Annotated in this window: 16 protein-coding genes, 4 tRNA genes, 3 rRNA genes and 1 pseudogene; 4 read left to right on the top strand and 20 right to left on the bottom strand. The window is 61.6% G+C overall.

All coding sequences use genetic code 11. The annotated features are described in order from the left end of the window. The 6 genes from D2V17_RS16770 to D2V17_RS16745 all read right to left on the bottom strand — a co-directional run bounded on the left by D2V17_RS16770 (position 1) and on the right by D2V17_RS16745 (position 5,591). A tRNA-Met gene (locus D2V17_RS16770) sits at positions 1-77 on the bottom strand. A 286-nt stretch (positions 78-363) separates the two neighbouring features. Continuing rightward, a 5S ribosomal RNA gene (gene rrf / locus D2V17_RS16765) occupies positions 364-478 on the bottom strand. A gap of 133 nt (positions 479-611) precedes the next feature. Beyond that, a 23S ribosomal RNA gene (locus D2V17_RS16760) occupies positions 612-3,402 on the bottom strand. 255 nt (positions 3,403-3,657) lie between these two features. Next, positions 3,658-3,733: transfer RNA gene (locus D2V17_RS16755), tRNA-Ala, on the bottom strand. Between the two features lie 116 nt (positions 3,734-3,849). Further along, positions 3,850-3,926 (bottom strand) — tRNA-Ile (locus D2V17_RS16750). A gap of 182 nt (positions 3,927-4,108) precedes the next feature. Continuing rightward, positions 4,109-5,591 (bottom strand): 16S ribosomal RNA (locus D2V17_RS16745). Together the 16S, 23S and 5S rRNA genes with 3 tRNA genes alongside form the textbook arrangement of a ribosomal RNA operon. Before the next feature lie 88 nt (positions 5,592-5,679). Here D2V17_RS16745 and D2V17_RS16740 point away from each other — a divergent pair. Continuing rightward, positions 5,680-5,967 (top strand): hypothetical protein, encoded by a 288-nt coding sequence (locus tag D2V17_RS16740; RefSeq protein ID WP_119592503.1) that lies wholly within the window; start codon positions 5,680-5,682, stop codon positions 5,965-5,967. A gap of 361 nt (positions 5,968-6,328) precedes the next feature. Here the strand turns inward: D2V17_RS16740 and D2V17_RS16735 are convergent. The 3 genes and pseudogenes from D2V17_RS16735 to D2V17_RS16725 form a co-directional block, all read right to left on the bottom strand. Beyond that, positions 6,329-6,540, bottom strand: a pseudogene (locus D2V17_RS16735) (transposase); the annotation flags it as partial. Between the two features lie 120 nt (positions 6,541-6,660). Then, positions 6,661-6,945, bottom strand: coding sequence for a nucleotidyltransferase domain-containing protein (locus tag D2V17_RS16730; protein WP_119594083.1), 285 nt, complete (start codon positions 6,943-6,945; stop codon positions 6,661-6,663). A gap of 60 nt (positions 6,946-7,005) precedes the next feature. Continuing rightward, positions 7,006-7,650 carry a tyrosine-type recombinase/integrase gene (locus tag D2V17_RS16725; RefSeq protein WP_245978774.1) on the bottom strand — a complete coding sequence of 215 codons (645 nt, stop codon included), beginning with the start codon at positions 7,648-7,650 and terminating at the stop codon, positions 7,006-7,008. Between the two features lie 482 nt (positions 7,651-8,132). On the opposite strand from D2V17_RS16725, the gene D2V17_RS16720 reads away from it, so the two are divergent. From D2V17_RS16720 to D2V17_RS16710, 3 genes are all read left to right on the top strand, one after another. Then, positions 8,133-8,321, top strand: coding sequence for a helix-turn-helix domain-containing protein (locus D2V17_RS16720; RefSeq protein ID WP_119594081.1), 189 nt, complete (start codon positions 8,133-8,135; stop codon positions 8,319-8,321). Then, entirely contained in the window at positions 8,314-9,123 is an 810-nt protein-coding gene (locus D2V17_RS21605) for a type II toxin-antitoxin system HicB family antitoxin (RefSeq protein ID WP_220474147.1), read from the top strand. The genes D2V17_RS16720 and D2V17_RS21605 overlap by 8 nt, the downstream gene beginning before the upstream one ends. 721 nt (positions 9,124-9,844) lie before the next feature. Further along, positions 9,845-10,243, top strand: a complete 399-nt coding sequence (locus D2V17_RS16710) for a Mor transcription activator family protein (RefSeq protein ID WP_119594079.1) — start codon at positions 9,845-9,847, stop codon at positions 10,241-10,243. Positions 10,244-10,596: 353 nt separating this feature from the next. Here the strand turns inward: D2V17_RS16710 and D2V17_RS16705 are convergent, their stop codons facing one another. The 11 genes from D2V17_RS16705 to pepN form a co-directional block, all read right to left on the bottom strand. Then, on the bottom strand, positions 10,597-10,884 hold the full coding sequence (locus D2V17_RS16705; RefSeq protein ID WP_119594077.1) for a hypothetical protein: 288 nt from the start codon (positions 10,882-10,884) through the stop codon (positions 10,597-10,599). Between the two features lie 137 nt (positions 10,885-11,021). Next, positions 11,022-12,248, bottom strand: coding sequence for a tyrosine-type recombinase/integrase (locus D2V17_RS16700; protein ID WP_119594092.1), 1,227 nt, complete (start codon positions 12,246-12,248; stop codon positions 11,022-11,024). 141 nt (positions 12,249-12,389) lie between these two features. Continuing rightward, a tRNA-Gly gene (locus D2V17_RS16695) sits at positions 12,390-12,463 on the bottom strand. A 40-nt stretch (positions 12,464-12,503) separates the two neighbouring features. Then, positions 12,504-13,136, bottom strand: a complete 633-nt coding sequence (locus D2V17_RS16690) for an OmpA family protein (protein WP_119594076.1) — start codon at positions 13,134-13,136, stop codon at positions 12,504-12,506. Positions 13,137-13,157: 21 nt separating this feature from the next. Next, on the bottom strand, positions 13,158-14,999 hold the full coding sequence (locus D2V17_RS16685) for a cation:proton antiporter (protein WP_119594074.1): 1,842 nt from the start codon (positions 14,997-14,999) through the stop codon (positions 13,158-13,160). A 99-nt stretch (positions 15,000-15,098) separates the two neighbouring features. Beyond that, a complete protein-coding gene (locus tag D2V17_RS16680) occupies positions 15,099-15,650 on the bottom strand; it encodes an adenine phosphoribosyltransferase (protein ID WP_119594072.1) in 552 nt (183 codons plus the stop codon). A 12-nt stretch (positions 15,651-15,662) separates the two neighbouring features. Next, the gene (locus tag D2V17_RS16675) at positions 15,663-16,511 is read right to left on the bottom strand and encodes a cytochrome c1 (RefSeq protein WP_119594070.1); all 849 of its coding nucleotides are present in this window, start codon (positions 16,509-16,511) and stop codon (positions 15,663-15,665) included. A gap of 28 nt (positions 16,512-16,539) precedes the next feature. Then, positions 16,540-17,832 carry a cytochrome b gene (locus tag D2V17_RS16670; protein WP_119594068.1) on the bottom strand — a complete coding sequence of 431 codons (1,293 nt, stop codon included), beginning with the start codon at positions 17,830-17,832 and terminating at the stop codon, positions 16,540-16,542. A 17-nt stretch (positions 17,833-17,849) separates the two neighbouring features. Beyond that, complete coding sequence (gene petA, locus D2V17_RS16665) at positions 17,850-18,428, bottom strand: ubiquinol-cytochrome c reductase iron-sulfur subunit (protein WP_119594066.1); 579 nt, start codon at positions 18,426-18,428, stop codon at positions 17,850-17,852. A gap of 218 nt (positions 18,429-18,646) precedes the next feature. Next, a complete protein-coding gene (gene pgeF, locus D2V17_RS16660) occupies positions 18,647-19,345 on the bottom strand; it encodes a peptidoglycan editing factor PgeF (protein ID WP_425453653.1) in 699 nt (232 codons plus the stop codon). Beyond that, positions 19,338-21,971 (bottom strand): aminopeptidase N, encoded by a 2,634-nt coding sequence (gene pepN / locus D2V17_RS16655; RefSeq protein ID WP_119594064.1) that lies wholly within the window; start codon positions 21,969-21,971, stop codon positions 19,338-19,340. The genes pgeF and pepN overlap by 8 nt, the downstream gene beginning before the upstream one ends. Between the last annotated feature and the right edge of the window lie 51 nt (positions 21,972-22,022).

Here is a 22,022-nt window from a genome sequence, read left to right as displayed (position 1 = left end):
TGGTTGCGGGGGTTGGATTTGAACCAACGACCTTCAGGTTATGAGCCTGACGAGCTACCGGGCTGCTCCACCCCGCGTTACCGATTTGCCTCAGGCGCCGGCGGGGCCATGCGGCCCCTTGGCTATCCTCCCCCGGACAAGTCCGGGGTGCGGGCGCGCGGTCGCGCTTGCGACCCCTTTGGGGTCGATGGTTCGCCAGCCATGGGAGGAGAGCGAACCGGACCTTCCGGGACATGACCCCGGGAGGGATTTGGCGTCGAAGGAGATCATCGGATCGCCAGAGACGCCAAAAGGGCCGCCCTTTTGGGACAGCCCTATGACTATGTGAATGGGTATGAACCTTGCCTTCCCGCCTGCTACAATGCCTGGCGGCGACCTACTCTTCCGTGCCTTAAGACACAGTACCATCGGCGCTACCTGGTTTCACGGCCGAGTTCGAGATGGGATCGGGTGGGTCACAGGTGCCATGACCACCAAGCAATGAAGCAGGCGGGCGGGACAAGGTTTTTAAATCGATGCACCAATCGGTGTGTTGTTTGTTAGGCGTCGTATCTGGCTGGATGATCCTCCGAGGCCAGAGCTTTGCAGCCCTGACGTTGATGGTGGGATTCACCAAGCATGATCTGAACGATTAGGACCAGTTAGCTCCACACATTACTGCGCTTCCACACCTGGCCTATCAACGTGATGGTCTATCACGGTTCGATGATTGCTAATCTTGAGGGAGGCTTCCCGCTTAGATGCTTTCAGCGGTTATCCCGTCCATACATAGCTACCCTGCTGCACCGCTGGCGCGATGACAGGTACACCAGAGGTATGTTCACCCCGGTCCTCTCGTACTAGGGGCAACTCCTCTCAACAATCGACGCCCACGGCAGATAGGGACCAAACTGTCTCGCGACGTTCTGAACCCAGCTCACGTACCACTTTAATTGGCGAACAGCCAAACCCTTGGGACCTGCTCCAGCCCCAGGATGTGATGAGCCGACATCGAGGTGCCAAACACTGCCGTCGATATGAGCTCTTGGGCAGTATCAGCCTGTTATCCCCGGCGTACCTTTTATCCGTTGAGCGATGGCCCTTCCACGAGGGACCACCGGATCACTATGACCGACTTTCGTCTCTGCTCGACTCGTCAGTCTCGCAGTCAGGCAGGCTTATGCCATTGCACTCTTGCAGCCGGTTTCCAACCGGCCTGAGCCTACCATCGCGCGCCTCCGTTACTCTTTAGGAGGCGACCGCCCCAGTCAAACTACCCGCCACAGAGGGTCCTACTACCGGATAACGGTAGTTAGTTAGACATCAGAAAACAGCAGGGTGGTATTTCACCTATGGCTCCACTCGGACTGGCGCCCAAGTTTCAAAGCCTCCCACCTATGCTACACAACTCTTTCCTAATGCCACTCTGAAGCTGCAGTAAAGGTGCACGGGGTCTTTCCGTCTAACCGCGGGTATCCCGCATCTTCACGGGAACTTCAATTTCGCTGAGCATATCCTGGAGACAGTGGGGAAGTCGTTACGCCATTCGTGCAGGTCGGAACTTACCCGACAAGGAATTTCGCTACCTTAGGACCGTTATAGTTACGGCCGCCGTTTACTCGGGCTTCAATTCGGAGCTTGCACTCCTCCTCTTAACCTTCGAGCACCGGGCAGGCGTCAGACCCTATACGTCGTCTTGAAGCCGACTTAGCAGAGTCCTGTGTTTTTGATAAACAGTCGCTACCCCCTGGCCTGTGCCCCCCACCAAAAGTTGCCTTAAGATGGGGCCTCCTTCTTCCGAAGGTACGGAGGCAATTTGCCGAGTTCCTTCAGGATACTTCACTCAAGCGCCTTGGTATACTCTACCTGACCACCTGTGTCGGTTTCGGGTACGGTCTATACGGTGGGGCTATTTCCCGGGACAACTTGGCAGCCCACTCAATCCGATAAGAGTGAACTACTTCCGCCATCCGTCACACACCACCAGGCCCACGAATATTAACGTGGTTCCCATCGACTACCCCCTTCGGGCTCGTCTTAGGGGCCGGCTTACCCTGCGCCGATTAGCGTTGCGCAGGAACCCTTGGTCTTTCGGCGAGAGGGCATCTCACCCTCTTTATCGCTACTCATGTCAGCATTCGCACTTCCGATACGTCCAGAGTCGGTTACCCTTCTCCTTCGCTCGCTTACGGAACGCTCCGCTACCGCTCAGAACAAAGTTCTGAACCCTAAGCTTCGGTGAATACCTTTAGTCCCGTTACATCTTCGCCGCAGGAACCCTTATTTAGACCAGTGAGCTGTTACGCTTTCTTTAAAGGATGGCTGCTTCTAAGCCAACCTCCTGGTTGTTTTGGGATTCCCACATGCTTTCGCACTTAGGTATTACTTGGGGACCTTAGCTGTAGGTTAGGGCTGTTTCCCTTTTGACGACGGACCTTAGCACCCGCCGTCTGTCTGCCAGACAAGACTCGATGGTATTCGGAGTTTGGTTAGGTTTGGTACCGCTCGCGCAGCCCTAGCCCATCCAGTGCTCTACCCCCATCGGCATACATCTGACGCTCTACCTCAATAGATTTCGCGGAGAACCAGCTATTTCCCGGCTTGATTGGCCTTTCACCCCTAAACACAAGTCATCCGAGCACTTTTCAACGTGCAACGGTTCGGCCCTCCAGTGCGTGTTACCGCACCTTCAGCCTGCTCATGCCTAGATCGCCGGGGTTCGGGTCTAATCCAACAAACTCATTCGCCCTATTCAGACTCGCTTTCGCTGCGCCTACACCTAACGGCTTAAGCTTGCTTGCTAGATTAAGTCACTGACCCATTATGCAAGAGGTACGCTGTCACCCCCTATGGGGCTCCAACTGATTGTAAGCATTCGGTTTCAGGTACTGTTTCACTCCCCTAATCGGGGTGCTTTTCACCTTTCCCTCACGGTACTGTGTTCGCTATCGGTCATGTACGAGTATTTAGGCTTGGAGGGTGGTCCCCCCATGTTCAGACAGGATTTCACGTGTCCCGCCCTACTCAAGTCCTTCATCATCACTTTCGCATACGGGGCTGTCACCCGCTATGGCCACACTTTCCAGAGTGTTCTGCTAGTTGAAATGAAGGCACTGGCCTGGTCCCGGTTCGCTCGCCACTACTACGGGAATCTCGGTTGATGTCTTTTCCTCCAGGTACTGAGATGTTTCAGTTCCCCGGGTTAGCTTCACCAAGCCTATATATTCAGCAAGGTGATACCCTATCCACCTCTTCTACAATCCCCAAAGGGATCACAGAGGAAATGGTGAGGGTGGGTTTCCCCATTCGGAAATCGCCGGATCGAAGCTTGCTCACAGCTCCCCGACGCTTATCGCAGCGTGCCACGTCCTTCATAGCCTGTACATGCCAAGGCATCCACCAAATGCTCTTACCTCACGCTTGAGAATCCACACCATCAACGACAAGTCTGCATAACGCTTGCCGATACAATGGCGCGGAGGAATTATCTCAGCCAGATAATCAATTTGATTGATTTGCGATTTGCCATCGACTGGACCAGACCCAAAGGCCTTGCCAGCACGACGACACCTCGCGGCATCGATTTAAAAACCCATTCACAATGTCAAAGACGGCAACCAGTGTTGCCTACCCGCCAAGGCGGGATCCGCTTTCTCTTCATCTCTGGAAATACTTGCCTGGTGGAGCCTATCGGGATCGAACCGATGACCTGATGCTTGCAAAGCAACCGCTCTCCCAGCTGAGCTAAGGCCCCTTACCCAGACAACAAGCAACCCTCGAACCCGAAGGGTTCGCAAGGCCGACCGGCCGTCGGCGTTAGCCGAAAGCCGAGCCGCCGGATGGCGGCGCTGGCGCTTGAAGCCAAACAAATGGTGGGCCTGGGTGGATTCGAACCACCGACCTCACCCTTATCAGGGGTGCGCTCTAACCAACTGAGCTACAGGCCCATGCGCCACAAGCGGGCCAAACGGCCGCGGGCGGCATAAGCCAGCTCAGGCGTAAACACGACAGACATGAGCCTGTGTGTCTTTCCAGTGATGAAGGGACATGAGGACGACGGCAATGTTCTTTGGAAACGGAGGAAGCACTTCCGAACGCGAGGTCCGGCGCTTTCCGCCAATATCCTTAGAAAGGAGGTGATCCAGCCGCAGGTTCCCCTACGGCTACCTTGTTACGACTTCACCCCAGTCGCTGATCCCACCGTGGCTGGCTGCCTCCTAAAAGGTTAGCGCACCATCTTCGGGTGAAACCAACTCCCATGGCGTGACGGGCGGTGTGTACAAGGCCTGGGAACGTATTCACCGCGGCATGCTGATCCGCGATTACTAGCGATTCCGCCTTCATGCTCTCGAGTTGCAGAGAACAATCCGAACTGAGACAACTTTTGGAGATTAGCTCACCCTCGCGGGATAGCTGCCCACTGTAGTTGCCATTGTAGCACGTGTGTAGCCCAGCCTGTAAGGGCCATGAGGACTTGACGTCATCCCCACCTTCCTCCGGCTTATCACCGGCGGTTTCCTTAGAGTGCCCAACTAAATGATGGCAACTAAGGACGAGGGTTGCGCTCGTTGCGGGACTTAACCCAACATCTCACGACACGAGCTGACGACAGCCATGCAGCACCTGTCACTCTGTCCCGAAGGAAAAAATCAGTCTCCTGATTCGTCAGAGGATGTCAAAGGCTGGTAAGGTTCTGCGCGTTGCTTCGAATTAAACCACATGCTCCACCGCTTGTGCAGGCCCCCGTCAATTCCTTTGAGTTTTAATCTTGCGACCGTACTCCCCAGGCGGATAACTTAATGCGTTAGCTGCGCCACCCAAGTTCTATGAACCCGGACAGCTAGTTATCATCGTTTACGGCGTGGACTACCAGGGTATCTAATCCTGTTTGCTCCCCACGCTTTCGCACCTCAGCGTCAATACTTGTCCAGCGAGTCGCCTTCGCCACTGGTGTTCTTCCGAATATCTACGAATTTCACCTCTACACTCGGAATTCCACTCGCCTCTCCAAGATTCTAGCATTGCAGTTTCAAGGGCAGTTCCGGGGTTGAGCCCCGGGATTTCACCCCTGACTTACGACGCCGCCTACGTGCGCTTTACGCCCAGTATTTCCGAACAACGCTAGCCCCCTCCGTATTACCGCGGCTGCTGGCACGGAGTTAGCCGGGGCTTATTCTCCCGGTACTGTCATTATCATCCCGGGTAAAAGAGCTTTACAACCCTAAGGCCTTCATCACTCACGCGGCATTGCTGGATCAGGCTTGCGCCCATTGTCCAATATTCCCCACTGCTGCCTCCCGTAGGAGTCTGGGCCGTGTCTCAGTCCCAGTGTGGCTGATCATCCTCTAAGACCAGCTAAGGATCGTCGCCTTGGTGAGCCATTACCTCACCAACTAGCTAATCCTACGCGGGCCCATCCAAAGGCGATAAATCTTTGGTCCGAAGACATTATCCGGTATTAGCAGCGATTTCTCACTGTTATTCCGAACCTAAGGGCAGGTTCCCACGCGTTACGCACCCGTGCGCCACTAGCTCCGAAGAGCTCGTTCGACTTGCATGTGTTAGGCATGCCGCCAGCGTTCGTTCTGAGCCAGGATCAAACTCTCAAGTTTGTGTCACACACCAATCAGACACGGGGATAACCCCGCTAACCCAACTGGCATGAGCTTCAAGGAGCCGATACCTGCACTGTCAAACGTAATGGATACGAAGGACATGCTTGACATCATCCAGACCGTGGTAGGTCCGAACAATGCGGCTCGGCTTATGAATACCGGTACACGCGGCCTTGAGCTCCGCGGACCGGGCGCCGTCGCCCACATGTCCCTTCATCTAAAATCAACGATGTCAAAGAACCACCAAACTCAAAAGCGGACAGCGATCGGTTCCCCGATTTTCACCGGGGGAGCCGGCTATCCGTCAAATTTGGCGACCGTTGCGGATGCGCCGGTCGAAACCGTCAGCGCCGCGTCGGTGGAGCCCATCTAGGCCCGACCCAGGATTCGGTCAACACCCAAATTGCAGTTTTTGAAAACTTGTTCCGGAATGGCGGAATTCTGCGGTTTTTTGCGTTGGCTGCTGTGGACATGAGGCTCGCCCCAAGGGCGTGGCGACCCGCAAATTCGATTCTTTGCGCTGATAAGGTCCGCTGCGCGGCTGCGATTCCCGCGAATCTGGGTTGGGTTCAATCGAATCCCGCTAAGCGGAGGCACGTGGCGAAGGCACAGGGCCTTCTAGTGGTGGCGGTGCTGTTAACCGCAGGGCGTGCCGCGGCATGGACAACAAAGCAGCCAGACTGTCGATGAGCCACCCTCACCCAGGTCGCACAAGCTGAAGTTCCCGCGCAGCCATCGGCCAACAACCGCTTGAGCTTCGCGTTCTCACTCTCGAGCCCCTTCAACTGCCGGGCCTCGGACACCTCCAACCCGCCATACTTCGTCTTCCAATTACATGGATCGTCGCTTCGGAATCCCAGCGCCGCCAAGCCAGATCGGCGGTCTTCGCTCCCGCCTCGACTTCCTTCAGCACGCCGATGATCTGCTCTTCTGACAACCTCACCATCGCGCACGATGTCGATGAAGAACGGTCGCCCGCGCTGTAGGTGGTTGTTCACATCGGATAGGCTGTCCACGATGAAGTTGACCGGTGCCGAGATCCGCTTGCCGATGGTGACCTCGCGCATCAGATGCGCGTCGGCCTTGGCCCAGAATTCGAGCACATCGGTAAGCCGTTCATCGCTGGCGACAACAAGTATATCGTAGTCGGAGCAAAGCCACCAACAGGATCCTCAACCAAATTGCCACGAGCATAGGAACCATACAGAATGACCTTGAGGATGCGGCCCTGCTTCTTCCATTTCTGGGTCGCAAGCCTCGTCGCATTCTCGAACTCTGCAAACAGAACACGCACGATCGCTTCAAGATCGCGGCGCTTCCGATCGGGCAGATGATCGAGACTGGTGTTCATGGGCGTAACTCGGTTGTGTCGCATAGTTACGCCATCGCCCGAAAGCCATGCGTGGTCATTTCATTGCAGGAGTGGTCCAGAGTGCACCATCGAGGCCAAATTCTTCCCATTCTGCATGCCGCAATTCACCGGGACGGACGAAGACATGCGGTGCAAGCTGCTGGGTTCGTCGGGCGCTTTCCAACTGGCCCTTGCTCTCAATTCTTCGGACGGCGGCGAGTACCTCGTCGGGAGGATATCTGCGATCGGCATGTGCCCGATTGAGCCTCCGAGCAACGAGAGCAGATATTCACTGCGCTTGCCCGTAGCCGGTGCCCAGCTCTTGGTGCCATCGCGTTTCCGCTTATCGCAGAACTCGGAAGCGACAGCGTTGAATGTATTCTCAGCCTGCATCTGAGCACGGATCTTGTCACGCCGTTTTTCGACAGAGGGCTCTTTCCCGTTAGCGAGCAACGTACGCGCATCGTCGCGCCGACGGCGTGCCTCCGCAAGGCCAACGCCGGGATAGATGCCGATGGCGAGGGCCTTTTCCTTGCCGAAGATGCGGTATTTGAATCGCCAGAGTTTGCCGCCCGTGGGTTTGACCAAAAGAAGCAGGCCAGGCGTGTCACCGAGTTTGTAAGGCTTGGAGCGAGGCTTCGCGTTGCGAATCTGGATATTCGGTGAGCAGCATAACTCAGCACCTTTCCCGCTTGTGGACCCCAAAAGTGAGGGTCTCTCTCAAACGACCGAACTCCGAAGCCCTAAAAGACCCCAAATCTCCGTGGATTTGGGCGGAAACGGGCGATCAGAGCCGGACAAACAGGAGCACACAAACGCCTGTTTTCCGCGGGTTTTATACGCTGAAAGCACTGATTTTTGAGGTAGCGGGAATCGCAAACTAGGGCGGGAATGGCGGGATTAAGCCATTCGCAACGTCAGATTTCTTAACAGTGCCCCGAACTGTGTCCCCAATAATCGCGGCTAGGAGCGAACGCGGGCGGACAAGGATGGCCCCGGCCTGACCGCATCCGGGATGAGCGAGGCGAGCAGCACCTTTGAATCCCGCACCAGTTTCGCGGATTATTACGAGCAGTGCCCCGGCTCTTCATAAGTCTGGAGTTATCTATACCGCGTCGAATATGCCGAGCGTTTTCCTCGCCTGCCCGCTAGTTTGCCAATGTTTCTACGGAAAGAGGCGAACACGAATGAATACAGCATATCTTCTAACGGTCCGGGAAACAGCCGACGCCTTGAGAATTGGCCGCACGAATGTGTACCGGCTGATTAACGAGGGGCAATTGAAGGTGGTCAAGATCGGGAGCGCCACCCGGATCACAACCGAAAGCATCCGGGCGCTTGTCGGCGCCGACGCGGGCGAGCCGGCGAATGATTGACCCGCTGGTTCACCCGATAGAGGCAATTGTGCGTGCGCGGCTCGATTGGGACGCGCCGCTAACCTTGTGGCGCTGGCAGACGGCCACCGAAACCTTGCTGGAAATCGGGGTGGAAGCGCCGACGCATGGCGAGGCCAACAAAGCGGGCCGCGTGATCCGAAAACTCAATGGCGGGTATTCTCGCCGTAGCGCGGGCCGTAACCTGTCGCTTGTGCCGCCGAAATCGGACGCGGTGCATTTCGACGACGATAACCCCGAATGGACCGAGGCCGACTTTGCGAAGGCGCGCGCCACTGCTGGGGCGCTGCCGCCCGCAGTGATCGCCGTATTCGGCAAAGGTAAACCGGCCAGTCCAGCCGGCAACGGCAAGCCGAACGCTAAGCGAGCAGCGAAGGACCGCGATGTAATGAGCGAAACTGGCCGAGCATTCTATTGCGGTATCGTCGAGCAGGGCGAGGATGGCTTTTACATCAGCTTCCCCGATCTGCCGGGCTGCGTTGCCGCCGCTGACGATATGCAGGCGCTCGCCGCCAGCGCCGAGGCCGTGTTAAAGCTGCACCTGTCGGGGATGCTGGAGGACGGCGAAAGCCTGCCAGCGCCAAGCGATCCGCTCGCTATCGAGGCAGACCCCGATGTTGCCGAAGTCGCCCGCCTCATGGTCGGCGCTGACGTGACGCAATCGAAGGTGCGCGTTAACGTGATGTTTGACCGGGCGTTGCTGGCCGCCATCGACGCGGCGAGCGCCAACCGCTCGCGCTTTCTGGCAGACGCGGCGCGCGAGAAGCTGGCAGGGGTGGCGTGAGCATGACGCGCATTGACTTGATCCGAACCACAAGCGTTTACCGCGACGCGCGCAAGGCCGGCGCTGGCGTTGCCGCTGCTGTCGAGGCTGTGCGCCGGCATTGGGCATTCGCAGCGCGGTTGCGCGCCGACGTGAGGGCGCACGCAAAGCGAAGTCGAGCGGCGAAACGCGCGTGGGCGACACGGCGCGCCCGCAACGCCTAACCCGCCCGCCACCGATCTGGAACGAATGACCCGGCCACCGCGCCGGGTTTTTCATGCCCGCCGCTCGCGCCAGTGCGTTTAAACGCCGCGCCCACCGCCGCCCGCCGCGCAGGCCCTCGCGCCAGCGGGAAGCATGGGCCGGCGAGGGGTGCGGGGTGTAGGGTTGCCTACACCCCGCCGCCATCGGTCTAAATGACGGGAATTACGGGGGAAAGCGCGCGCAGGGGTGGCAGGGGGTGTAGGGGTGGCAGCAACTTTCCCATGTTATCCCCTGTTTCCCCCTCTCCCCCTTAAACTTAGTAAAGTTTCTAAAAGCCCACACCCCCCTACACCCCACCCCCTTCTAAGGCTTAAGTGTCTGATTTAGTGGGAACGCTTTGGAGGTGTAGGCTATCAAGCAGCCCACACCCCGCCTACACCCCTGACCGTGCCGCGCCTTATAGATAGCTCGGGGCATTCGCGATTCAGGTTGCGGGCAACAATCTTTAGAACCGTCGGGCATTCAATGAGGGGCACCGATGGCAACGCCGAACAGTTTTCGAGAAATCGCGGACGTGATTGGCGAGGACAACGCCGTCCGACTTATCGAGGCGCTGCCCACCTATCGCGAGCGCAGCGGACGTTGTTGGAGCGAGCGCGCCTTGCTCTACGTGCCCAAGCGCATTTCCCCCGATCATCACCTTGCGAAAATTCTAGGGCAGGAACTTGCCGACAAGCTGGCCGAGGGTTTCGGCGGGGAAATGCTCAAGCCCGCGAATGCGCGCATCGCTCGCAGGATCGTGCGCGACAAACTGATTAGGCGCCGGGCGGATGACGGGGGCGCGAGCATTCCCGACCTGTCGCGCGCCTTCCATCTGACCGAGCGCCAAATTCGCAACATTCTGCGGCGGCGCGAAGTGGTGGGCCATCAGTTCTAACGCTGGTGATGAAACAGGGCGCGTGGCGGCTGGGGCCAGCAGTGTCGAATGAGGCACACCAGCCGCCAACGGGATAGCGCCGCACGAGGCGACGCGAACCGGGGGAGCGAGACAACGCGACGGGCGCGCCCCCCCCGGTCAGGGTCCTTGCTAAGCCGATCTTACGCGGGGACAAATGGCCCGCGCCAAATGAAATGTGCGTGATATTTCCGCAACAGCTTTATGATTGCAGCGATGGCACCAGCCGGGCCAATCAGCCAAGACGGAAAGTCGCGGATGGCCGCGCCCCGCCGAGCCGTCGCCGCTCTGGAAACGGCCGGCAGGAACAACGCGAGTAACGCGGCTATGGCCGTCTATCGGACTGACCCGGTTCTAGGGTGATAGTTGCCCATATCCACTCGCGCGCGGAGCCGGTTGGCCACAAATTGGCTCGGCTGGCCGGGAGCGCGACGGTTTGGCGCGGTCTTGATGCCGCCATCCCTGTCGAAGTCCATAGCTATCGCGCGGATGGCGTTGCTAAGGTCGTAGCGCCACCATTCGTCTGCGCTTTCCGCTGCCTCAAAAAGCAACGCCGTGATGCAGTCGCGGACCTCGCGGGATCGGCGGCGGTTCTTCGCGATATATGCTGTATATGCCGTCATCAGGTCTTTCCTTTTCATAGCGCGCACGGCTTTGCTGTCCGGGCCGTGGCAGGTCCGGTTGTCGGGGAATGCCCCCGGCGATGCGTTGTTGTTTTTTCGGGTGCTCCCGGCTGGGACGTCCCCGCTAGGCTATCGGGCTATCCCGTGCCGCGCTCTGGAAATGGCACCACGTCCGCGCCCTTACGGAGCGTATCGAGATGGTCGCTCCACCATTGGGCCATCTCCACCCGTTCTTGCCAGTGTGCGCCCCGCGTATAGGCCGCTCGCACCTTGTCGGCATCGCCGTGAGCAAGCGCACGCTCGATAGCGTCGGGGTGCCACTTGCCGCTTTCGTTCAGCAGCGTTGCGGCCATGGCGCGGAACCCGTGGGCGGTCATTTCGTCGCTGCCATAGCCCAGCCGCCGCAAACCAGCGTTCAATGTGTTCTCGCTCATCGGGCGGGCACGGGTGCGGACGGACGGGAAAACAAAGCCGCTGGGGCCGGTGATGGCGTGAATCTCCCGCAGGATCGCCACAGCTTGCCGCGAAAGCGGCACGCGATGATCCTTCCGCATCTTGGTTTTCTCGGCTGGGATGGTCCACAGCGCCCCATCTAGGTCGATTTCATCCCATTGGGCGTGGCGCAGTTCGCCGGGCCGCACAAACACGTGTGGCGCCAACTGGAGCGCCAGCCGGGTCATTCCAAGGCTCTCGTACCCGTCAATCGCCCGCAGCAGTTCCCCGACCTTCGCAGGGTCAAGGATCGCGGCGTAATGCGTCACCTTGGGCGTAGCGAGCGCCCCGCGCAGGTCGCGGGTAGGATCGGACTTCAACCGCTGCGTGGTCACGGCATAGCGAAACACCATCCCCGCTAGCTGCAATGCCCGGCGCGCGCTTTCCAGCGTGCCTTTGGCTTCGATCTTGCGGACGGCGGCCAGAATGTCGGCTGGCTCGATTTCGCCAATCGGTAGGCTCCCGAGCGGGCCATTCAGGCGAGATAGCAAGTATTCGCTCCGCTTGGCTGTTGCTGGCGACCAGCCGCCTTGCCCGTCCGCTTTGCGCTTGGCGCAATATTCGGCAGATATGATCGCGAAGGTGTTCTTCGCCTCCACCTGCCTGCGTTCCTTGGCGCGCTGCTTTTCTCGCGAAGGGTCTTTGCCATGCGCGACCATCTCGCGTGCTTCCTCGCGGCGCCTGCGCGCCTCGCTCAGACTGATTTCTGGGTACGGCCCAATAACCAACCGCCCCTCTTTGCCGTCGAGCCGAAATTTAAACCGCCATGACTTGCCGCCGGCTGGGGTGACGAAGAGATACAGCCCCCGCGCATCCCCCAGCTTGTAGGGTTTTGCACGCGGCTTGGCGTTTCGGATTTCAACATCTGTCAGCGCGAATGCCCCAAGCCTGTGCCCCCATCGGGGTGCGACTAGGCTTGAACGGGAATGAACACTTGCGGCCCGATAATCCGCCAAATACCGTGGGTTTTAGGGGTATGTCCAGACAGATACGAAGGTGGCTGAACAGGAATTTGGAGCGGGTAGCGGGAATCGAACCCGCATAGCCAGCTTGGAAGGCTGGAGCTTTACCACTAAGCTATACCCGCTCAGGCAGAAACTGCGCTTGCCATCAGCACATGCCCCGCGTCAAGGTGCCTCAGTAGTCTCACCCTGCTTCTCGGGCGACTGGGCTGCATCGGCAGGCGGTGCAACCCTCAGTTCCACCCGGCGATTGCGGCGGCGCGCGACCTCGTCGGGCGAACCATCGGGCCTGGCGTTGGGCAGCAGCGGGTTCTGCTCGCCGAAAGCAATTACCCTGATCCGCTCGGGCGCGACCCCGCGCTCAATCAGCCACGCCGCAACGTTCTCCGCCCGCGAGCGCGAGGCGCGCAGGTTGGCCTGATCGTTGCCCGCGCTGTCGGTATGTCCGGCAAGCGTGATCGGCCAGCCTTCGCGCATCGCCCCGCTCTGCAGCACCAGTTCGAGCAGTTCCTCCGCATCGGGCGACACATCGGTCCCGTCGGGGAACGGGAGCACCACATCAAGCGGCTTCGGAGGCGCGGGCGTAGACGGCGTTTCGGTCACCTCCTCGCGGATGATCGAAACGCCGCTCGGGCTTGGCGTCGCAGCGGGTGCCTCGCCTGGCGCGCCGGTATCGCTCGGGGCCGGCTCGCTCTCCTCCGGGCCATCGTGACGGACCTGGCAGGCACTCAGGGTCGAGGCCAGTAGCACGGCCGCGATCACATTGGCGGCAGGGGCGGATTTGGTCAGTCTGAGCATGGCTTCATCCTTGGCTGGGCTTCAGGCGGGCGCTGTCTTGCGGGTGGACTTGCGGCGCGACTCCGCCTCGGCGACCTGATCGCGCGGCGGCGAGAACGAGACGATAATATCACCCGGCGCCGGTTCTGGCGCACGGGCGTGGGTGAAGAACTGCAGCTCGCCATCGGGGCGCAGCAGCAGGAGCATGTTGGCGGAATCGGGCAGGTTCTCGCGCGCGTCGTCGAGATCGTATTGTTCGGACAGCTTGGTGCGGCGGAACACCCAGCCTTCCAGCTGGCGCTGGTGCACGTCCTCCACCGCATAGCCCGAGGCGAACAGCGAGCGGCCACGCAGCGACGAGGGCAGCGCGAACTGATCGTCGTCTGCGCCATCGCCGAGCTGATAGACCTTGTCGGTCCCGATCTCGGGCGCGAACTCGGAGCACACGAGCGCATTGTAAGCCTCGTTGTCGGTCGCCGCCACCAGCACCTGGAACGGGGTGAGGTCGAGGTTGTGCTCGGTCGCCTCGTTGAGGATCTCGCCGTTGTAGGTGTCGAGCCCGGCGGCACGCGCGGGCTTGAGCCGGGTCCAGCTCGCATCGACGATCAGCACCGGGGTCTTCAGCTCGTGCATCATCTTGCCGAGCGCAATCGTCCAGGGCGTGGCGCCGACGATGAGCAGGCCCGGTCGCTCCGCACCCTTCACCCCGAGCAGGCGTGCGGCCAGGTTCAGCGTGAAGCCCGAGGTGACGATGGTCGCCACCACTACACCGAAGCTGAGGCCGATAAGGATCGAGCCGTCTTCGAAGCCCAGTTCGCCGAGGCGCAGGGCAAACAGGCCCGAAATAGCCACCAGCACGATGCCGCGCGGGGCAATCCAGGCGAGAAACAACCGCTCTTTCCACGGCACGTCGCTGAACAGGAGGCTGATGAGCACCGTGGCCGGGCGCACCAGCAGAATCAGCGCGAGCAGGAACAGCCCCGAGCGCCAGTCGAAGAACCTGAGGTCGGAAAACTCCAGCCCCGCCGACAGCAGGATGAAGATGCCCGACACCAGCAACACCGCCACGTTCTGCTTGAACGGGTGGATCGAGCGCAGGCTGGACACCTGCATGTTGGCCAGCGCCACGCCCATCACCGTCACCGCGACCAATCCCGCTTCGTGTTCGATCAGGTTGGTGACCACGAAAGTGCCGATCACAGCCACGAGCAGCACCGGCACCTTGAGGAATTCGGGGACATAGCCGCGCGGGAAGCTCCACGCGATCAGCCAGGCCGCGCCATAGCCCAGCGCGCCTGCGATCAACCCCGCGGCCACGATCTGGGGAATCACTTCGAGCGCGATCCCACCTTCAACCTGCGAGATGCGCATATATTCGTAGGCCAGCACGGCGCACAGCGCACCGATGGGGTCGTTGACGATGGCTTCCCACTTCAGCAGCGTCGCGGGGCGTTGCTTGATTGCCGACTGGCGCAGCAGCGGCATGACCACGGTCGGCCCGGTCACCACCAGAATGCCTGCAAACAGGATCGCCACCGGCCACACGAGGCCCGCCACATAATAACAAGCGAGCGCGCCGAACAGCCAACCCAGCGGCACACCAAGGAAGACCATCCGGCCGATGCTGCTGCCGCTCTGGCGCAGTTCGCGAAAATCGAGGCTGAGCCCGCCCTCGAACAGGATCAGGGCGACGCCAATCGAGATCATCGGGTCGAGCAGATCACCGAAGGCGCGTTGGGGGTCGATGATCCCAAACACCGGACCCACCAGAAATCCGGCCACCAGCATCAGCACGATGGCAGGCCAGCCCGTGCGCCAGGCGACCCATTGCGCCCCGATGCCGAGCACGCCAACCAGCGCGATAACAATTGCCTGCTCTTCCATGGGCCCCCTTGTTGGTGCCAGTGCGACCGTGCGGAACTGGCATCTAGCCAATCCCATAGCAGCGCGATGGTTCCGAAACCGCCCGCCTGGTGTGTGCTGCTAGTGGCCGTCGAAAGCCATGACCGCCCGTCCTTCGATGCCCTGCTCGCTCAGCGCGGTCATACCGCCGAGATCGGGCAGATCGATGACGAACAGGGCATGGGTACAGTGCGCCCCCGCGCGGCGCAAAAGCCGGGCGGCGGCGAGCGCGGTGCCGCCGGTCGCCAGAAGATCGTCGAGCAGCAGGACCGATTGGCCCGCGCGAATGATCGTGGGATCGAGTTCCAGCCGCGCTTCGCCATATTCGAGCGCGTAGTCCTCGGCCATCGCGGGAACGGGCAGTTTTCCCGCCTTGCGCAGAGGGATGAAGCCGGTGCCAAGGCGCTGCGCCAGAGCAGCACCGAAGATGAAGCCACGCGCCTCGATCCCGGCCACGGCATCGACCGACAGATCCGCAGCGAGAGCGGCCAATGCGTCGATGGCGCCGGCAAGGCCAGCGCCATCGGACATCAGGGTGGTGACGTCGCGGAACAGGATTCCGGTGGCCGGGAAATCCGGCACCGCACGGACGAGTGCCTTCAGGTCACTCGCCGTTGGCGTGGCGGGAGGCATTCTCCCGCCCGCTCAATCCTCGCGGCGCTTGGCGTTCGCCCACACCGACTTCTTGGCAAACCAGGCCAGCAGCGTGGCGAACAGCAGGAAGCCGAGCACCGGCCAGCCGGTCTGCTTGCGCTTCACCAGCTTGGGCTCTGCCGTCCAGGTGAGGAAGGCAGCAACGTCCTGTGCCATCTGGTCGACCGTGGCGACGGTGCCGTCGTCAAAGGTGACCTGGCCTTCGCTGGTCAGCGGCGGGGCCATCGCGAGGTTGAGGTTCGCGAAGTACGGGTTGTGGTGCAGGCCCGGACCCGGCAGCGAGTCGGGGAAGCGCTCCGCCAGCTCGGCCGAAGGCTCCTGATAGCCGGTCAGCAGCGAGTAGACATAGTGCGAGCCCTCATGACGCGCCTTCGTCATCAGCGAGAGATCCGGCGGGATCGCGTTGTTGTTCGCAGCAGCTGCGGCGACCGAGTTCGGATAGGGCGACGGGAAGGCGTCGGTCGGCAGGCCTGGACGCGTGGTCGCCTCGCCCGTGTTCGGATCGATACCCGGCACGCGCCAGGCGGCGGCCTCGGCCTTCACCTGAGCTTCCGAATAACCGAGATCGGCCAGGTTGCGGAACGCCACCTGCTTCAGCGAGTGACAGGCTGAGCACACTTCCTTGTAGACCTTGTAGCCGCGCTGCAACTGGGCAACGTCCCAGCGGCCGACGGGGCCTTCAAAGGAGAAGTGCACATCTTCCTTCGGGGTGAGATGGAAGGCGTGTTCAGCGGTCTCGGCTGCAGGCTCGGTTGCGGCCGTATAGGCACCGACACCGAAGGTGAGCAGCACCACGAAGGTGAAGCCCAGGCCGACCAGAATTCCAACAAGGCGGATCATCGTTTCGTCTTTCCTCTTGGGTCCGGGCTTACTCGGCCGCCTTGGCGGCGGGTTCGATCACGGCGCTGTCATCGCTGCCCAACACGGCCTCGGTGATCGAGAACGGCAGCGGTTCGGGCCGTTCGATCGAGGAGATGATCGGCAGGATCACCAGGAAGTGCAGGAAGTAGTACGCGGTCGCGATCTGCGAGATCATGACATAGGGCTCTGCCGCCGGGGCACCGCCGCAGTAGAACAGCACGGCCATGCAGGGGATCAGGCCGAACCAGAAGAACTTGCGGAACAGCGGGCGATAGTGACCCGAGCGGACCGGGCTCTTGTCGAGCCAGGGCAGGAAGAACCACACCAGGATCGACGAGAACATCGCCAGCACGCCCCACAGCTTGGCTTCGATGATGAAGTCGAAGGTGAAGGCACGCAGGATCGCGTAGAACGGATAGAAGTACCATTCGGGCACGATGTGCGCCGGGGTCGAGAGCGGGTTCGCCTCGATGTAGTTATCCGGGTGGCCCAGCATGTTCGGGAAGAAGAACACGAAGGCGAAGTAGATGATCAGGAACACGCCCAGCCCGAAACCGTCCTTCGCCGTATAGTACGGGTGGAACGGCAGGGTGTCGCTTTCCTGCTTCACTTCCACGCCGGTCGGGTTCGACGAGCCGGGGATGTGCAGCGCCCAGATGTGCAGGATGACAACACCCAGGATCACGAAGGGCAGCATGAAGTGCAGCGAGAAGAAGCGGTTCAGCGCGGCATTGTCGGGCGCAAAGCCGCCCAGCAGCCAGATCTGGATCGGCTCACCGACCAGCGGGATTGCCGAGAACAGGCCGGTGATCACCTTGGCACCCCAGAAGCTCATCTGGCCCCAGGGCAGCACGTAGCCCATGAAGGCGGTCGCCATGGTGAGCAGGAAGATCACCACGCCGAGCAGCCAGATCATCTCGCGCGGGGCCTTGTACGAGCTGTAAAAGAAGCCGCGGAAGATGTGGATGTAGATCACGAGGAAGAAGAAGCTTGCCCCGTTGGCGTGCATGTAGCGCAGCATCCAGCCCCAGTTCACGTCGCGCATGATGTGCTCGACCGAATTGAAGGCGATGCCGGAGTTGGCCGCATAGTGCATCGCCAGCACCACGCCGGTGACGATCTGCAGCACGAGGCAGAAACCGGCGAGGACGCCGAAGTTCCACCAGTAGGAAAGATTGCGCGGCACCGGATAGCCAGCGCCGACCGCATTGTAGACGAGCCGCGGCAAGGGCAGCTTTTCGTCCATGAACTTCATCACCGGATTTACCGGCTCGTAATTCTTGGCCCAGGGGAAACTCATGGTCAGTCTCTCTTGCCTCAGCCGATCACGATGGTCGTGTCGGTGGTGAACTCATAGGTCGGCACCTGAAGGTTCTTCGGTGCAGGGCCTTTGCGAATGCGCGCGGCGGTGTCGTAGTGCGAGCCGTGGCAGGGGCAGAAATAGCCGCCGAACTCACCCTTGTTCTCGCCTTCGGCGGCACCGAGCGGCACGCAGCCGAGGTGGGTGCAAACGCCCATGACGACGAGAATGTTGTGATGCCCGTCCTCGGTGCGCTCCTGCAGGGTCTGCGGATCGCGCAGGCTGTCGATATCGACATCGTTGGCCTGCTTGATCTCGTCCGGCGTCAGGTGACGGACGAACACCGGCTGCTTGCGGAACACAGCCTTGATCGACTGGCCTTCCTCAAGCGACGAAATGTCCAGCTCGGTCGAGCTTTCCGCCAGCACGTCCGCGCTGGGTGCCATTTGCGAGACGAGCGGATAAATAGCGGCCAGGCCGCCCACGCCAGCCGCGGAAACTGCGGCAATCTCGATGAAATCGCGACGGCGAACGCCGTCTACGCTTGCGGCCCCATTTGCTTCTGAGTGCGCGTCTGCGGTGCCAGTGCTAGCCATTACCCTGCCTTGCCTGCCGGTTCGCCGCGCCGGCCTTATGCCGGGCTCGCGAACCGAAAAGTAACCCTGAAGCCGCACGCGACCAGATGTGCCCCGGATGCGACTTGGCGCGGCTGATAGACCAGCAAGGCGCGCCTGCCAAGCCGCGATTTGGACCAAATTTGGTCCTCAAAGCCGCGGAATTGCGAGCCTTTCGCAATAAGACGCCTGGCAGCGGGTCAGGTCGGGCAGGCGATCAGTGAGAACTGGCGTCCATAGGTCGGCTCGCCCCGGTGGGTGGCGCGGCGGAACGAATGAAACAGTTGCTCCTCGGTGTAGGTATCGCGCGCGAGATCGTCGATCCGGCCTATGCCCGCCGACTCCAGTCGCCGCCGGACATAGGCGGGCAGATCGAACTGGTGATGCGCGGGCGCACCGGGCGCAAACAGCGCCGCGTTGTCGGCGTCGTGTTCGACCAGACGATCATGGAAGGCCTGATCGACCTCATAGCTCGCCTGCGCGATGGTCGGGCCAATGGCGGCGACGATGGTTTCGCGAGTCGCCCCCGCCTCGATCATCGCGGCCACGGTCGCTTCGAGCACCCCGCCGAAGGCCCCGCGCCAGCCGGCATGGGCCGCGCCAACGACCCCCGCCGCACGGTCGGCCAGCAGCACCGGCGCGCAGTCGGCAGTGACCACACCGAGCACGAGGCCGGGACGGTCGGTCACCAGCGCATCGGCCTCGGGCAGCTCGTCTCCGGCGAACGGCGCCTCGACGAAGACCACGCGCGGCGAGTGGACTTGCTTTACCCGCACCAGTTCGGCGCCTGCCACGATCCGGGCCGGATCGGGCTCGCCTTCGTGGCCGAGCCCGGTGAGGAAGCCGTGCGGCACCCCGGCGAGCGCCTCGGCGCGCAGGATTTCGCGCAGGTCAGCCAAGGCTGCGGGCCACCTGTTCCTGCGTGTCGCGCGACAGGTTGCCCGCCGCGGCGATTCGCTCGAGCTGCGCACGCATCTGCTCGGCGCGCAGGGGCTCGATCCGCCGCCAGCGCCCCAGCGGCGGCACGAACCGCGCTGCCGTCTGCGGGTTGATCGGGTCGAGCGCCAGAATGAGATCGGCGATCATCGCATAGCCCGCGCCGTCGGCGGCGTGGAACGCCTGCGGGTTCACCGCCATGGCCATATAGAGCGAACGCACCCGATTGGGATTCGACAGGGTGAAGTCAGGATGCTTGGCCAGCGCCCGCACGTGCTCAAGCACATTGGGATGCAGCGAGCCCGCCTGCAACGCGAACCACTTGTCGATCACCAGCGCATTGCCCTGATAGCGGTTGTAGAAGTCGAGCAGCTTGTGCGTGCGCTCGGGGCTGTCGAGCCCAGCCAGCACCATCAGCGCGCCCTGCCGGTCGGTCATGTTGTCGGCCATATCGTATTGCTGCGCGGCAAGCTCGGCTGCCCTGGCCGGATCGCTCGCGGCGAGATAGACCAGCGCCTGCGTCTTGATCTTGCGCGCGCCGCTGGCCTCGGCGTCGAGCGCGAAGGGCACCTTGGCGGCGCGCTCGTACAGCGCGGTGAAGTCGCTCGCCAGTTGAGCGCCGAGATAGGCGCGCAGGGCCCGCCGCTCGGCGTGGATCTTGCCCGGATCGGCGACAGTCTGCTGCTCGGCGAGATAGCCCTCGCCCGGCAGCACCAGCAGTTCGCCGCGCATCAGATCGTCGAGCGCCGCATCGCGCAGCACCGCGCCGAGCGCCCCGGCGATGTCGGCGCGGCCCGCCGCGCGCTGCGCCTCATCCAGCCTGCCCTCGATCGCATCGACCAGATGGCCGACGATCAGATCCTGCATCGCTTCGTAGCGAGCAAAGGGATCGTCGTCGTGCGCGGCAAGGAACACCAGTTCCTCACGCGCCACCTCGCGTTCGATCGAGACCGGGGCGGAAAAGCCGCGGTTGATCGACAGCGCGGGCAGCGCGGCAAAACCCGCGAAGGCGAAGCTCGCCTCTTCCTTGTCGAGCACCAGCAAATGCTCCTCGCCGCGCTCGCCACTGGCGCGGTCGAACAGCGCGACCTTGAGCGGGATCGGCATCGGCTGTTTTTCGGGCTGGCCCGGCGTGGGCGGCACGATCTGCGACAGGTGCAGGGTCGCGGTGTTGCCCTCGTGCGTGAGCTGCGCGCGGACTTTCGGGGTGCCCGCCTGCGAATACCACAGCCGGAACTGCTTGAGGTCGAGCCCCGCGCCGTCCTCCATCGCGCGAACGAAGTCCTCGCAGGTGGCCGCTTCGCCGTCGTGGCGGTCGAAATAGAGGTCGCTGCCTTTCCGGAAGGCCTCTTCACCCGCCATGGTCCGCATCATGCGGATCACTTCGGCGCCCTTGTTGTAGACGGTGGCGGTGTAGAAGTTGGAAATCTCGCGATAGGAATCGGGCCGGATCGGGTGCGCCAGCGGGCCGGAATCTTCAGGAAACTGCGCCGCACGCAGCACGCGCACGTCCTCGATCCGCTTGACCGCGTCCGAGCCCATGTACTGGCTGAACAACTGGTCGCGCAGCACGGTAAAACCCTCTTTCAGCGAGAGCTGGAACCAGTCGCGGCAGGTCACGCGGTTGCCCGACCAGTTGTGGAAGTATTCGTGCGCGATCACCCCCGCCACGGCGTCGAAATCGGCGTCGGTGGCGGTTTCGGGGTCGGCCAGCACATATTTGGTGTTGAAGACGTTGAGCCCCTTGTTCTCCATCGCCCCCATGTTGAAGTCGGAGACGGCGACGATGTTGAACACGTCGAGATCGTATTCGCGGCCGAAGGTCTCCTCGTCCCACCGCATCGAGGCCTTGAGCGAGTCCATCGCATGGCCGGTGCGCGGCAGATCGCCCTCGCGCACGTAGATGTTGAGCGCCACTTCGCGCCCGCTCATGGTGGTGAAGCTGCTCGAATTGGCGACCAGATCGCCCGCCACCAGCGCGAACAGATAGCTCGGCTTGGGCCAGGGGTCGTGCCATTCGGCCCAGTGGGTGCCGTTATCCCCCTCACCGCTCGCCTCCGGGTTGCCGTTGGAGAGGAGGACGGGGAAGGTCGCCTTGTCGCCGCTCATGCGCACGCGGTAGGTCGAGAGTACGTCGGGCCGGTCGGGGAAGAAGGTGATGCGGCGGAAACCCTCGGCCTCGCACTGGGTGCACAGCATGCCCGAGGAGGCATAGAGCCCCATCAGCTTGGTGTTCTTCGCCGGTGCGACTTCGGTGACAATCTCCAGCGCGTGCGCATCGCCGCTGAGCGGCACGATCAGGTCGGCCCCGTCGCGGTGCCAGTCGTTCACCACCTCGCCATCGCGCTTGACGCTGACCGGCTCCAGCTCGTCGCCGTTGAGGCGGATCGCCTCGGCGCGCGGGGCCTTGGCATTGCGGGCCAGCGTGAGGCGCGCGGTCACCCGCGTTGTTTCAAGCCCCAGATCGAAATCGAGCGCCACCTCGGGCACCAGCCAGCCGAAGGGCTGATAGTCCTCGCGACGGATCGTCACGGGGTCATGAGGTTCGGGAGCGGCGTCAGCCATGTCGGGGGTGCGGGCAATATCCATGGGGACGATCTAGGCACTTTCGCTGCAAGGTCGAGGGGGTATGAAGGCCGG

Origin of the sequence: Aurantiacibacter xanthus (assembly GCF_003584015.1) — a bacterium.
In the GTDB taxonomy this organism is placed as follows: domain Bacteria; phylum Pseudomonadota; class Alphaproteobacteria; order Sphingomonadales; family Sphingomonadaceae; genus Alteraurantiacibacter; species Alteraurantiacibacter xanthus.
Note: the sequence above shows the minus strand (reverse complement) of the source record. Positions and strands in the feature narration are given on the sequence as shown.

What these genes read in the sequence shown, in the direction of transcription:
- D2V17_RS16740 (WP_119592503.1), top strand. Translation starts at nt 5,680, where the DNA reads ATGGATACGAAGGACATGCTTGACATCATCCAGACCGTGGTAGGTCCG.
- D2V17_RS16730 (WP_119594083.1), bottom strand. Translation starts at nt 6,945, where the DNA reads ATGAACACCAGTCTCGATCATCTGCCCGATCGGAAGCGCCGCGATCTT.
- D2V17_RS16720 (WP_119594081.1), top strand. Translation starts at nt 8,133, where the DNA reads ATGAATACAGCATATCTTCTAACGGTCCGGGAAACAGCCGACGCCTTG.
- D2V17_RS21605 (WP_220474147.1), top strand. Translation starts at nt 8,314, where the DNA reads ATGATTGACCCGCTGGTTCACCCGATAGAGGCAATTGTGCGTGCGCGG.
- D2V17_RS16710 (WP_119594079.1), top strand. Translation starts at nt 9,845, where the DNA reads ATGGCAACGCCGAACAGTTTTCGAGAAATCGCGGACGTGATTGGCGAG.
- D2V17_RS16705 (WP_119594077.1), bottom strand. Translation starts at nt 10,884, where the DNA reads ATGACGGCATATACAGCATATATCGCGAAGAACCGCCGCCGATCCCGC.
- D2V17_RS16690 (WP_119594076.1), bottom strand. Translation starts at nt 13,136, where the DNA reads ATGCTCAGACTGACCAAATCCGCCCCTGCCGCCAATGTGATCGCGGCC.
- D2V17_RS16685 (WP_119594074.1), bottom strand. Translation starts at nt 14,999, where the DNA reads ATGGAAGAGCAGGCAATTGTTATCGCGCTGGTTGGCGTGCTCGGCATC.
- D2V17_RS16680 (WP_119594072.1), bottom strand. Translation starts at nt 15,650, where the DNA reads ATGCCTCCCGCCACGCCAACGGCGAGTGACCTGAAGGCACTCGTCCGT.
- D2V17_RS16675 (WP_119594070.1), bottom strand. Translation starts at nt 16,511, where the DNA reads ATGATCCGCCTTGTTGGAATTCTGGTCGGCCTGGGCTTCACCTTCGTG.
- D2V17_RS16670 (WP_119594068.1), bottom strand. Translation starts at nt 17,832, where the DNA reads ATGAGTTTCCCCTGGGCCAAGAATTACGAGCCGGTAAATCCGGTGATG.
- petA (WP_119594066.1), bottom strand. Translation starts at nt 18,428, where the DNA reads ATGGCTAGCACTGGCACCGCAGACGCGCACTCAGAAGCAAATGGGGCC.
- pepN (WP_119594064.1), bottom strand. Translation starts at nt 21,971, where the DNA reads ATGGATATTGCCCGCACCCCCGACATGGCTGACGCCGCTCCCGAACCT.